The 11,472-nt window shown below is 66.3% G+C and carries 12 protein-coding genes and 1 tRNA gene; 6 read left to right on the top strand and 7 right to left on the bottom strand.

Annotated features, from left to right (window positions below; translation table 11 throughout):
* Nucleotides 1-64: 64 nt before the first annotated feature.
* Both ACWEO2_RS13670 and ACWEO2_RS13665 read right to left on the bottom strand, forming a co-directional pair.
* A complete protein-coding gene (locus ACWEO2_RS13670; RefSeq protein ID WP_452405586.1) occupies nucleotides 65-712 on the bottom strand; it encodes a TetR family transcriptional regulator in 648 nt (215 codons plus the stop codon).
* Nucleotides 713-893: 181 nt separating this feature from the next.
* Nucleotides 894-1,508 carry a TetR/AcrR family transcriptional regulator gene (locus ACWEO2_RS13665; protein WP_354951360.1) on the bottom strand — a complete coding sequence of 205 codons (615 nt, stop codon included), beginning with the start codon at nucleotides 1,506-1,508 and terminating at the stop codon, nucleotides 894-896.
* 311 nt (nucleotides 1,509-1,819) lie between these two features.
* Between ACWEO2_RS13665 and ACWEO2_RS13660 the strand changes: the two genes are divergently transcribed.
* From ACWEO2_RS13660 to ACWEO2_RS13650, 3 genes are all read left to right on the top strand, one after another.
* A tRNA-Gln gene (locus ACWEO2_RS13660) sits at nucleotides 1,820-1,890 on the top strand.
* A 71-nt stretch (nucleotides 1,891-1,961) separates the two neighbouring features.
* On the top strand, nucleotides 1,962-3,452 hold the full coding sequence (gene glmU, locus ACWEO2_RS13655; RefSeq protein WP_452405585.1) for a bifunctional UDP-N-acetylglucosamine diphosphorylase/glucosamine-1-phosphate N-acetyltransferase GlmU: 1,491 nt from the start codon (nucleotides 1,962-1,964) through the stop codon (nucleotides 3,450-3,452).
* Nucleotides 3,449-4,429: a ribose-phosphate diphosphokinase gene (locus tag ACWEO2_RS13650; protein WP_354951356.1), complete on the top strand. Its 981-nt coding sequence runs from the start codon at nucleotides 3,449-3,451 to the stop codon at nucleotides 4,427-4,429. Before glmU ends, ACWEO2_RS13650 begins: the two co-directional genes overlap by 4 nt.
* Before the next feature lie 121 nt (nucleotides 4,430-4,550).
* Here the strand turns inward: ACWEO2_RS13650 and ACWEO2_RS13645 are convergent, their stop codons facing one another.
* Nucleotides 4,551-4,760 (bottom strand): hypothetical protein, encoded by a 210-nt coding sequence (locus tag ACWEO2_RS13645; protein ID WP_452405584.1) that lies wholly within the window; start codon nucleotides 4,758-4,760, stop codon nucleotides 4,551-4,553.
* Nucleotides 4,761-4,844: 84 nt separating this feature from the next.
* On the opposite strand from ACWEO2_RS13645, the gene ACWEO2_RS13640 reads away from it, so the two are divergent.
* From ACWEO2_RS13640 to ACWEO2_RS13630, 3 genes are all read left to right on the top strand, one after another.
* Nucleotides 4,845-5,105 carry a hypothetical protein gene (locus ACWEO2_RS13640; RefSeq protein WP_354951352.1) on the top strand — a complete coding sequence of 87 codons (261 nt, stop codon included), beginning with the start codon at nucleotides 4,845-4,847 and terminating at the stop codon, nucleotides 5,103-5,105.
* Between the two features lie 50 nt (nucleotides 5,106-5,155).
* Nucleotides 5,156-5,971, top strand: a complete 816-nt coding sequence (locus tag ACWEO2_RS13635) for a hypothetical protein (protein ID WP_452405583.1) — start codon at nucleotides 5,156-5,158, stop codon at nucleotides 5,969-5,971.
* Between the two features lie 157 nt (nucleotides 5,972-6,128).
* Nucleotides 6,129-6,779 (top strand): DUF2461 domain-containing protein, encoded by a 651-nt coding sequence (locus ACWEO2_RS13630; RefSeq protein ID WP_452405582.1) that lies wholly within the window; start codon nucleotides 6,129-6,131, stop codon nucleotides 6,777-6,779.
* Here the strand turns inward: ACWEO2_RS13630 and egtD are convergent.
* The 4 genes from egtD to egtA all read right to left on the bottom strand — a co-directional run bounded on the left by egtD (nucleotide 6,776) and on the right by egtA (nucleotide 11,372).
* Nucleotides 6,776-7,747, bottom strand: coding sequence for an L-histidine N(alpha)-methyltransferase (gene egtD / locus ACWEO2_RS13625; protein WP_452405581.1), 972 nt, complete (start codon nucleotides 7,745-7,747; stop codon nucleotides 6,776-6,778). The two genes, ACWEO2_RS13630 and egtD, sit on opposite strands and share 4 nt — an antisense overlap.
* A complete protein-coding gene (gene egtC / locus ACWEO2_RS13620) occupies nucleotides 7,744-8,580 on the bottom strand; it encodes an ergothioneine biosynthesis protein EgtC (RefSeq protein WP_452405580.1) in 837 nt (278 codons plus the stop codon). Before egtC ends, egtD begins: the two co-directional genes overlap by 4 nt.
* 55 nt (nucleotides 8,581-8,635) lie before the next feature.
* Nucleotides 8,636-9,976, bottom strand: a complete 1,341-nt coding sequence (egtB, locus tag ACWEO2_RS13615; RefSeq protein WP_452405579.1) for an ergothioneine biosynthesis protein EgtB — start codon at nucleotides 9,974-9,976, stop codon at nucleotides 8,636-8,638.
* 67 nt (nucleotides 9,977-10,043) lie between these two features.
* Nucleotides 10,044-11,372 (bottom strand): ergothioneine biosynthesis glutamate--cysteine ligase EgtA, encoded by a 1,329-nt coding sequence (gene egtA, locus ACWEO2_RS13610; protein WP_452405578.1) that lies wholly within the window; start codon nucleotides 11,370-11,372, stop codon nucleotides 10,044-10,046.
* Between the last annotated feature and the right edge of the window lie 100 nt (nucleotides 11,373-11,472).

Here is an 11,472-nt window from a genome sequence, read left to right as displayed (position 1 = left end):
CGGCACCAGACAACCTACCAATGCAGGGTGACACCGTTCTCGGCCTGGACCGGTGCGGACCGACCTACGGGACGTAGCGGCGTAGGCGACGGGCGGCGAATTCGCGGAAGTAAGAGAGTTTCTCCGGAGGCACGATCGCGGGCAGCAGAAAGTACCAGGCCCGTTCCATCCGGGTCGCCATCTGATCGATGGAATCGGTGCCGACCGCCGTGATGTGCACGCCCGCGGTCATCTCCTGGAGCAGCAGGCCGATCACCTCGGCGTCCAGATCGGGCTCTAGATCGCCCTGGGCAATGGCCCGCTCGGCCAGAACTCGGTAGGTATCGCCCCAGGTCTTGGCGATATTGTCGCCCTGGGCGCCGCGATAGTCGCCGATCTGATGGGTCAGCTTGAGCATCGCGCCGACCATCGGATCGTTCATGGATAGGTCCGCGACGACATAGGTGATCCCGATACATGCCTCGAGTGCGGGCACCCTCGGATCGAAGAAGCCCTGGCAGGAACTGACCAGGCGCTCATTGCCCTGGTCGACCACGGCGCGCGCCAGCTCTTCCTTCGAACCGAAGTGAAAGTACAAGGCGCCCTTGGTCACGTTCGACTGCGCGATGATCTCGCTCAGGCTCGCATTCGCATATCCCAAGCGCAGAAAGACATCGGCAGCACCCGCAAGGACGGAATCGCGGGTGATCTCCGCGCGCGCTTGCCTAGCCATCAGATCCGCCTGTCATCCCTAAAACCAGCCATCCTGAAGTAGACCGACATCCCGAAGTAGACCGACTTACCGCCCGAACAGCACCCAGAGGATGGGTGAACCGTACCACCAGGTGGGCGCCCGCCAAGGAATTCGAGCATTCGGACGGGCACACTGCGCAATTCACTGGCTACCAATGCGGTCAGTCTCCCGTACCGGCGCGCCATTCGGAGCTGAGCTGCGGATCGGCTTCCAAATGACTGAGCCCGTTCCAGCACAGGTTGACCAGATGTGACGCCACAACCTCTTTCGATGGTTTGCGCTCGTCCAACCACCAGGTCGCGGCGGTCGACACCATGCCGACCAATGCCTGCGCGTACAGACCGGTCAGACTGGTATCGAATCCGCGGCGCTCGAAATCACCGGCGAGGATATGCGCGACCTGATTGGTTGCCTCATTGAGCAGACTCGAGTAGCGACCCTCGGCCGTGGCAGCGGGCTGGTCGCGCACCAGGATTCGGAATCCATCGGTGCGTTCCTCGATATAGGTCAGCAGCGCGAGCGCGACCTGTTCGAGCCGGATCCGGGACCGATTCTGGGTCAGCGAGGAGGTGATCATATCCAGCAACATCGACATCTCGCGGTCGACGACCACCGCGTAGAGCCCCTCTTTGCCGCCGAAATGTTCGTACACCACAGGTTTGGAGACCTGGGCCCGCTGCGCGATCTCCTCGATCGATGTCGCGTCGTACCCCCGCTCGGCGAACAGCGCACGACCGATCTCGATCAACTGCTGCCGCCGCTGCGTTCCCGTCATCCGCGGTCGGGACACCTTGGGCGGCTCACCCGAAGACACCGTGCTCCTCCGCCTCTCCGCGTCTCTTGCCGGCCGTCGAGCGCAACCAGGCTTTCGCTGCGGGCCGAAGGTCGCGTACGGGGCCAGGTTCTGGGCGTCCCCGACGAGTTACCCATGTACGTGCGAAATCAGTCGACCCCGTCCCAGACGTTATCAGTGGCATCCGGACCCAATTCCACCCGGGAGTTCGACGGATCGGCGGTCCGCATGCGAGGATTCATGCCGTGCCGCTGGCACAGCGGCGGGTTTCGCAAGATCCGCCGGTGTGACAATCCGCCGTAGTGTAATGGCAGCACCTCTGATTTTGGTTCAGATAGTTCAGGTTCGAGTCCTGGCGGCGGAGCACATCGGCACGATGGCTTATCGTTGGCCGCGCACATCACTGGCACGATGACAGGCAGCCGAGGGAGATCCATGCCACAGCAGACCGCCGTCGTCGTTCTCGCAGCCGGTGCCGGGACGCGAATGCGGTCGAAGACTCCTAAAGTGCTGCATTCGCTGGCCGGTCGAAGCATGCTCGCGCACGCGCTGCATGCGGCCAACGAGATCGACCCCGCGTTCCTCATTACCGTGGTGGGGCACGACCGCGAACAAGTCGGCGCAGCGGTCGCCGACGTCGCCGCCGAACTGGGCCGCGACATCACCACCGCCATCCAGGAAGAACAGCTCGGCACCGGCCACGCGGTGCAGTGCGCGCTGGCGTCGGTTCCGGCGGATTTCACCGGTGACCTGCTGGTCACCTCCGCCGACGTGCCACTGCTGGACGGGCACACCCTGTCCGCGCTGCTCGACGAGCACCGCAGTTATCCAGAACGCTCCGCGGTCACGGTGCTGACCTTCGTGCCGGACGACGCGAACGGCTACGGCCGCATCGTCCGCAATGCCAAGGGCCAGGTCATCGAGATCGTTGAACACGCCGACGCCACCCCGGAGCAGTCGGCGATCACCGAGGTCAACTCGGGTGTCTACGCCTTCGACGCGGCGGTGCTGCGCACCATGATCGGGCGCCTGTCCACCGCCAATGCCCAGCACGAGCTGTACCTGACCGACGTGCTGCGGCTGGCCCGCGAGGCCGGACATCCGGTGCACGGCGCCCGGCTGCTGGACGCGGCCAAGGTCACCGGTGTCAACGACCGGGTGCAGATGTCGGAGGCGGCACGCACCCTCAATCGCTACATCTTGGAACGGCATATGCGCGCGGGGGTCACCATTATCGATCCCGCAACCACCTGGGTGGACGCGGGCGTGAAGATCGCCAGGGACGCCGAAATCCGGCCGGGCGTACAATTGCTCGGCGGCACGGTGATCGGTGAGGATGCGGTAGTCGGACCGGATTCCACACTCACCGATGTGGTCGTCGGTGACGGCGCGCGCGTTGTTCGGACCCACGGTGATCAGGCCGTGATCGGTCCCGGCGCGAATATCGGGCCGTTCAGCTATCTGCGCCCCGGCACCGTGGTCGGCGATTCCGGAAAGCTCGGCGCATTCGTCGAAACGAAGAATGCCTCGATCGGCGCGCACTCGAAAGTGCCGCACCTCACTTATGTCGGCGATGCCACCATCGGCGAGCACAGCAACATCGGTGCCTCGAGCGTTTTCGTCAATTACGACGGTGTGAAAAAGCATCACACGGTGGTCGGCTCGCATGTGCGGACCGGCAGCGACACCATGTTCGTCGCACCGGTGACCGTGGGTGACGGGGCATATACGGCGGCGGGTACTGTGCTGCGTAGAAGCGTTCCGCCGGGGGCTCTGGCGGTGTCGGGCGGACCGCAGAAAAACATTGAGGGCTGGGTGCAGCGACACCGTCCAGGGACGGACGCGGCGCGTGCGGCGGCGGAAGCCATCGCGGCCAAAGAGATGTCGGGTCAGGCAATCGAGCAAAAGGATGGCAAACAGCAGTGACCGCGTCATGGATCGACAACCAGAAGAACCTGATGCTCTTCTCGGGACGCGCCCATCCTGAGCTGGCCGAGCAGGTCGCCAAGGAACTCGACGTCCACGTCACTCCGCAGACCGCGCGCGACTTCGCCAACGGCGAGATCTTCGTCCGCTTCGAGGAATCCGTCCGCGGCTCGGATGCCTTTGTGCTGCAGAGCTTTCCGGCACCGCTGAACCAGTGGCTGATGGAACAGCTCATCATGATCGATGCGCTCAAGCGCGGTTCGGCCAAGCGCATCACCGCCGTGCTGCCGTTCTACCCGTATGCGCGTCAGGACAAGAAGCACCGCGGCCGTGAGCCCATCTCCGCCCGCCTCGTCGCCGATCTGCTGAAGACCGCTGGCGCGGACCGCATCATCACCGTCGACCTGCACACCGATCAGATCCAGGGCTTCTTCGACGGCCCGGTCGATCACATGCACGCCCAGCTGCAGCTGGCCGAATACGTGCGCAACAACTACAGCCTCGAGCACATCACCGTGGTCTCCCCCGACTCCGGTCGCGTGCGCGTCGCGGAGAAGTGGGCCGACTCGCTGGGCGGCTCGCCGCTGGCATTCATCCACAAGACCCGCGACCCGCTGGTGCCCAACCAGATCAAGGCCAATCGCGTGGTCGGTGAGGTCGAGGGCCGCACCTGCATCCTGATCGACGACATGATCGACACCGGTGGCACCATCGCGGGCGCGGTCAATGTGCTCAAGGCGGCCGGTGCCGGTGACGTGGTCATCGCCGCGACGCACGGTGTGCTGAGCGATCCGGCCGCCGAGCGCCTGGCCAGCTGCGGCGCCAAGGAGGTCGTGGTCACCAATACGCTGCCGATCAGCGAGGAGAAGAAGTTCCCGCAGCTGACCGTGCTGTCGATCGCGCCGCTGCTGGCGCGCACCATCCGCGAGGTCTTCGAGAACGGTTCGGTCACCGGACTTTTCAACGGCAACGCTTGACCGCCTCCCCGAATATTTAGGCCATACCAGTTGGGGGCCGCACGGCCTGTGTTCAGGTCCTGCGTCAGGTGCCCGGCTGCGTTCTGGGCGTGCCCGGTGAGTTACCCATGTGCTCACGAAATCAGGCATTGCGCATGAAGGTCATGGCGGCTCGGACGATGTCCGAGCCGCCATTGTCGTTCGGGTGTATACCCTGGTGCCAGTTGGCGCCGATCTTCTCGATCATCAGCTTCTCGTGCCTGGCCGCCACTGTGCTGTCGGTCGTGATGTTCTGCGGCTCCCCATCGTGATCACCGGACCGGCGGCCGTCGTCCTCGGCATCATCTGCCACAACAAGGGCGAATCCCTTGGCAAATGAGCGGCCACCGCCAACGGATCCCCTTTTGCCACCGAGGTCACGGGGGATACTGGGGGTATGGACCGCGACCCACTCGACTTGGATATGGGGGACGACAGGCAGGAAGACGATATCCGCGCGTATCGGCGCAATATCGAGGATCCGCCCGATGACCTGCACATTCGCTATCGCGAAAACGACGATGACGGCTGGCTCGGCATCGGGGATGAACTCGAACAGGAGTGGACCGCGCAGCAGCAGGCCGCCGAACTCGCCGAGGAGGACGAACGGCCTGCCGAGGCCGCAGCGATGGAGATCGTCCGCGACATCGACCTGTAGCGCACCGCCCCGGCGTGGCATCCCGCAGCCGCCGACACGAGGAGAGTTCGATGACCACTCCGCAGGATCCCGAGCGCGATGCCGAGCCGCCCGAGCAACCGGCGGCCGATAAACCCGCGGCCAGCGCGCCCGAGCCGGTCGATTCCACGGATACGGACCGGGCGACACCGGCGGCAACCGGGCCGTTGGAGCCACCGCAGGCCGAGCCTGCCGGAGCGGTTCCGCCCGCATCCGCCGCGCCGGATTCCGCGGCGCAGCCGGGGAACGCACAGACACCGGCTCAGCGCGCGACCGACGAAACCGCACCCGATCTGGCGACGCAACCGCAGCCGTCGAGCGCGGCGGCCGGTGATCTCTCGCAGCCTCAGCCATCGGGCCCCGCGGGTCCCGCCCGACAAGAGTTGGGGCAGAGTGCTCAGCAGGGCCAACCCTCGGACAGCACGGGCGCACCGAACCAATCGCCGACACCGCCGCAACCGTGGGGCACCGCGGCCGGAACACCATACGACCAGCAGCCCTATCCGCCGGGCACCGTCTATCCGCCGATCGGGGACACCGCGCCCGAATTACCGTACAGCCGCTATCCCGGCGCCTACACCCAGCAGCCCTATGAGCCGTACCGCAAGACGGGCGCACGGTCCGACAGTCAGACCCTATCGATCATCGGCTTCGTCTGCGCGGGCATCTCGTTGCTGTTCTGCCCGTACCTGTTCGGTCCGATGGGCATCGTTCTCGGCATCATCGGCCACCGAAAGGGCGAATCCCTCGGCAAGTGGGCCGCCATCGCATCGGCGATCTCGTTGGTTATCGGACTGATCATGGTCTACGCCGTCTTCAGCGGCAGCATGGTCCCGGACTCCGACTGACCGACCACCGTCTCGATGCATCGGACGCGCGTCGTAGCGTTGTACCCATGAGTCGATTCGGCGGATTCCCGCTCGCGGGCCTGGACTGCTACGCGGATCTCGCATCGGACCAGCGCCCTCCGAGCTCTGGACTGTGCTCTGACGCTAGGTTGTGCGCATGAGCGGATTCACTGGTTTCCCGCTGGCGGGACTCGACTTCTACGAGGATCTGGAGGCCGATAACTCGAAGGCCTTCTGGACCGCGCACAAGGATGTGTACGAGGAGGCGGTCAAGGCGCCGATGGTCGCGCTGACCGCGGAGTTGGAGGCGGACTTCGGCACCGCCAAGATCTTTCGGCCGTACCGGGACGTGCGCTTCGCCAAGGACAAGGTGCCCTACAAGACGGCCCAGGGCGCGGTGGTCAGCGTCGCACCGGGTACCGGCTGGTATGTGCAGATCAGCGCGGCCGGACTGTTCGTCGGCGGCGGATTCTATGCGGGTTCGCCCGCCCAGATCGCCCAGTTGCGCGCCACCATCGATGACGAGGTGCGCGGCGCGGAGCTGGAGGCGATCCTGGCGAAGCTCACCAAGGCCAAGTTCACCATCGGCGGCGAGCAGCTGAAGACCAAGCCGAAGGGCTACGACGCCGACCATCCGCGCATCGATCTGCTGCGGCACAAATCACTCACCTGCAGTAAGGAATTCGGCGCACCGGCCTGGCTGGACAAGCCCCGGGCCGCCAAGGAGGTCCGCACCGCCTGGGAGACGATGCGGCCCTTCATCGAATGGCTCGGCGCGGTGGTCGGCGGCGCGCCCGACCGGTTCTAGCTGCGCGCCGCGAGCACGAGGGCGAATCGGTCATCCGGGTCGGTCCAGACCTGTTCGGTCTTGAAGCCGGCGGCGGCCAGTTCGGCGTCGAGTCCGTCGATGCGGAACTTGGCCGAGATCTCGGTGCGCATCTGCTCGCCGCGGGCGAACTGGACGGTGAGATCCAGCTCCCGGACGGTCACGGTCATATCTTCGGTTGCCTCCAGGCGCATTTCGATCCACTCGTGCTCGGCATCCCAGATGGCGACGTGGGCGAACTTATCGGGCTCGAAATCGGCGTCGAGCCGATTGTTCAAGACGTCCAGCACATTTCGGTTGAACTCGGCGGTGACACCGGCCGCATCGTCATAGGCCGGTACCAGTACCGCGGGATCGATGACCAGACCACCGCCGAGCAGCAATCGCTCGCCCGGCTCCAGCACGTCGTAGATGCTGGACAGGAATTCGGCGCGTTCGGCGGGCACCAGATTGCCGATGGTGCCGCCGAGGAAGGCGATCATGCGGCGGCCGCCGCCCGGCAGATTGTGCAGGGTGTCGGTGAAATCGCTGACCACGCCGTGCACCGCGAGACCGGGAAACTCGGCCGCGATCTCGGCCGCGGCGGCCCGCAGCGCCGAGGACGAGACATCCTGCGGAACATAGGTTTTCAGCGGCCCCTCGGTGGTCAGCGCGGAAAGCAACAGCCTGGTCTTGGCCGCCGAACCCGAGCCGAGTTCGACCAGGACCTCGGCCTGCGCGGTGCGGGCGATCTCGCCGACCACCCGCTCCAGCAGCGCGCGTTCGGTGCGGGTCGGGTAGTACTCCGGGAGTTCGGTGATCTGCTCGAACAGTTCACTGCCGCGGGCGTCGTAGAACCACTTGGGCGGCAGCCACTTCGGGTCCGCGGTCAGGCCGAGCCTGGCATCCGCGCGCAACGCCGAGGTCAGGTCGTCATCGGATAGGTGGATCTCCAGCGTCGGTGCGGTCATCGGAGTGAGCCTTTCGTGCTTGGGACAGCGAGCAGGGGTGCCACCGTCAGCGCGCCGGGGCTGGCGCTGACCAGCTGCCGATCCGGAATCGGCTGCCAGCGTGGATCGTCGTCGAAGGGTTCGGAGCAGAGAATGGCGAAATCGTCGGTGACCAGGGCCGACAGTGAGTGGGACACGGTGGTCGCCCACAGCTGCTGACCATCACCGAGCAGCAAATTCAGTCTGGCGTTCGGCGATCGGTCCAGTACCGCGGCCACGAGCAGACTCAATGCCGCCGGTGCCGCCGCCCATGAACCATCGGGCGAGTCGGTGGACAGCAGGCCGCGCAGAATCATCCAGAGTGTTGCCGAATCGGTCGCGGATTCGGCCTCCAGCAACTGCACCGGCTCGAAGAGCTGACCCGCGCCGAGTTCGGATGCGGTGGAGCCGAATTCCTCGGCAACCGCGCTGAGGGCCCGGCGCCAGTCCGGTATCAGGCCGTTGAGGCCGAACGCCCAGCGGCCGTGCGTGAACGGCGCACAGGCGCTCCGCTCGACCGGCATACCCACGCTGGCCGAACGCACCGCGGCCAGCACCGCCCACGATTCCAATTGCGGCAGTACCTCTTCCACCGCCGGGTCGGTCCAGATGGGCGCCGGATTGCGATACCGGCTGACGGTCACCGCGTCATCGACTTCCCGCCACCAGGCCACACCGAACCCATCGGCATTGATCGTGCCGCCGCCGCGCATATCCTTCGGTGCCCACGCCTGAGTCCGCAGAGAATGCGAGCCGAGCGTCAGCATGTCGCCGACGCGCACCGTGGGACCGACGTAGCCGAGCTGTCGACACATCAGCACCCACCTCCCGTGGCCACCTGTCGGCCGCGGAACCCGACTGCCGATATCCTCACTCGCCCTCGCCTTTTCGCAGATCGCGGGCCAGGCGGAAACCGGAGAAGATCTGGCGGCGGATGGGATGGTCCCAATTGCGGAAGGTGCCGCGGCAGGCGACCGGATCGGTGCCGAAGGAGCCGCCACGCAGGACCCGGTAGTCACCGCCGAAGAAGACATCGGAATATTCGGCGTAGGGGAACGCACGGAAGCCCGGATAGGCCTCGAAACCCGATGCGGTCCATTCCCATACGTCACCGATGAGCTGGTGCACTCCGGCCGGGGAGGCACCCGCCGGGTACGCACCGACATCGGCCGGTTCCAGATGGCGCTGACCGAGATTCGCGGTGGCCTCACCCGGTTCGGCGTCACCCCATGGGTAGCGGCGCGATGTTGCGGTCTCCGGATCGAAGCGGGCCGCCTTCTCCCATTCCGCCTCGGTGGGCAGGCGCTTACCGGCCCAGGTGGCGTAGGCCTCGGCCTCGAACCAGCAGACGTGCAGCACCGGCTGGTGCGGACGCACCGGGGTCATCACGCCGAAAACCCGACGCCACCAGTGCCCGGCCGGATCGCGCTCCCAGAACTGCGGCGCGACCAGGTCCGCCTGCTGCCGGTGCGCCCAACCACGTTCGGACCACAGTTCCGGCCGGTCATAGCCGCCGTCGGCGATGAAGGCCAGGTACTGCGCATTGGTGATGGGTGCGGTGTCGATGGCGAAGGCGGGCACGTGCACCGGATGCGCCGGGCGCTCATTGTCCAGTGCCCACGGGTCGGTCGAGGTGCCCATGGTGAATTCGCCTGCGGGAATGATGACTTCGCCACCGACCGGATTCGGCGCCGTGGGCGATGCCGGTGCCGACAGTACGGCGGGGCCGGTGCGCAACTGGTGGGTGGCGAGCATGGTTTCGTCGTGCTGCTGCTCATGCTGGGCGATCATGCCGAAGGCGAATCCGCCGTCGACCAGCGGATCACCGTGTAAAGCGCTGGTGTCCAGCACATCCCAGACCTTGTCGCGCACGGTACCGACATAGCCACGGGCCTGGGTCGGGTCGAGCAGCGGCAGTTCGGGACGATTGGCGCGGGCGTGTTTGAACGCGTCGTAGAGCTCATCGATATCGGCGCGCACCGCTTCGCGCCCGCCGACATCGCGTACCAGCCATAGCTCTTCCTGGTTGCCGATATGGGCGAGATCCCAGACGAGCGGGCTCATGAGTCGCGAATGCTGTGCGACCAGTTCCGCCTCGTCGAGGTTCGTGAGTCCGACGGTGCGCTCCCGTGCGCGGGTGAGCACTTCGGCGATCCGGTCACGCAATCGCTCGGTGCCGGAATTATCTGTTGCGGGGTACTGAATGGTCACGATGAACATCTCCGGAACTCGTTCTGGCCAGCGACTCGAAGCGGCGGTCTGCGCCGCGATGCCTCGGTCATGGGCGGTCCTCGTGCTGATCCGCGGGCTGCGCAGCGAGTTCGCCGGTCGGGGTGCGACCGCTGCGACATCGCTCGGCCGCGGACTCGATCTCCCGGGCGGCCGCCGGACTCGCCGCATGGGCCGCGGCCAGGGTCAGCAGCTCCACCGCGACGGCCCGGATCTCCGGATCGGCCAGCCCGCAGCGGGCCGCGTCGAGCCAGCGGCCCGCGATCGGCGCGGCGACCGCGCCCGCCTGGGCGACGACATCCGGGGACGACAGCAGGGCGTCGAATACGTGGATCGGGACGGTCCAGTCGTTGTCCGGCTGGGCGTCCAGATAGCGGATCTCCAGATGCCCCGAGGCCCGCACCGGCGGGAACAGGGTGGTCAGGTGGTAGTCGAGATCGCCGAGCTCAGGGCGACGTCCGATCTCGTCGTCCAGCGCACCGGACAGCCAGTCCGCGAAGGTCGCGCCCGGCGGCGCCGACCAGCCGATCTCGCCATCGTCGTGCGCGCCATCGGGGCCACGAACGCACAGCAGCGGGACATCCAGGGCCCAGCGTGCATAGCCCTGGACCGGATCGGGCCAGGACTCCGCCGCTGGACGGGTGCGGGCATAGTCGAGGCGCAACCAGCTCCGCATGCGCTGGGATGCCCACGCGCCAACCGGCGCACCGCGCAATTCCGGCGAGCAGGCGAAGGCGGCGACCAGCGTGGGACCGATGGTGTAGAGCGCATTCCATCGGGCGGTGACCTCGGCGCGGTCGGCACCGGCATCGACGCTGACCTGGGTCGCGGCCGTATTGCACATCATCAATTTGCCGAAGGGGCCGATGCCGCCGAAGGACTCTTCCATGGCGCGATAGCGCGGCAACCGCAATACCCGCTTGGGGCGGCGGTCCGCATCGGCGGCGGCGGAGACAGTGCGGATGGATCGGGATTCGAGCAGATCCCGCAGCATCCTGGCATCAGCGGACAAACCCTCGCACAGCTGCGCGGCAGCGGCGAACGGGGCGCTGGAGAGTTCGATCTGACCGCCGGGTTCGATGGTGACCCGGCTGCCCCCTGGCAGCGAGAGTGCCGGTGAATCGGGGGCGATGGACCGCGGTGCATAGGGTCCGAGTGCATCTGCGAGTGCAGTCAGCTGCGGGCGGGGGGCGGCCAGTGGACCGGACGGCGAACACTCACCCTGCACGGTGAGCCACTCGAGTTCGGCGCCGATGAGCGTCGGTGGGCCCAACTTGAAGCAGATCTTTTCGATATAGGCCTCGGCCGCAGCACGTGAGGACAGTTCACCGTGCTCCAGCGCGATGACCCGCTCCGGGTGCTCGAGCGTAACCGCCATACCAACCTCCACCATGTGAACCGGATACCCGTAGTCGGGGTTCGTCTGCCGGTAGTTGTCTCGGTAGTTCTGTATCGCCGCGATTGCTCGTCGTATTCCA

The organism is Nocardia sp. NPDC004278 (assembly GCF_053602975.1).
Note: the sequence above shows the minus strand (reverse complement) of the source record. Positions and strands in the feature narration are given on the sequence as shown.

Coding starts and splice junctions, on each gene's coding strand:
- glmU (WP_452405585.1), top strand. CDS start 1,962: ATGCCACAGCAGACCGCCGTCGTCGTTCTCGCAGCCGGTGCCGGGACG.
- egtC (WP_452405580.1), bottom strand. CDS start 8,580: ATGTGTCGACAGCTCGGCTACGTCGGTCCCACGGTGCGCGTCGGCGAC.
- ACWEO2_RS13665 (WP_354951360.1), bottom strand. CDS start 1,508: ATGACGGGAACGCAGCGGCGGCAGCAGTTGATCGAGATCGGTCGTGCG.
- egtD (WP_452405581.1), bottom strand. CDS start 7,747: ATGACCGCACCGACGCTGGAGATCCACCTATCCGATGACGACCTGACC.
- ACWEO2_RS13670 (WP_452405586.1), bottom strand. CDS start 712: ATGGCTAGGCAAGCGCGCGCGGAGATCACCCGCGATTCCGTCCTTGCG.
- ACWEO2_RS13640 (WP_354951352.1), top strand. CDS start 4,845: ATGGACCGCGACCCACTCGACTTGGATATGGGGGACGACAGGCAGGAA.
- ACWEO2_RS13635 (WP_452405583.1), top strand. CDS start 5,156: ATGACCACTCCGCAGGATCCCGAGCGCGATGCCGAGCCGCCCGAGCAA.
- egtA (WP_452405578.1), bottom strand. CDS start 11,372: ATGGCGGTTACGCTCGAGCACCCGGAGCGGGTCATCGCGCTGGAGCAC.
- ACWEO2_RS13630 (WP_452405582.1), top strand. CDS start 6,129: ATGAGCGGATTCACTGGTTTCCCGCTGGCGGGACTCGACTTCTACGAG.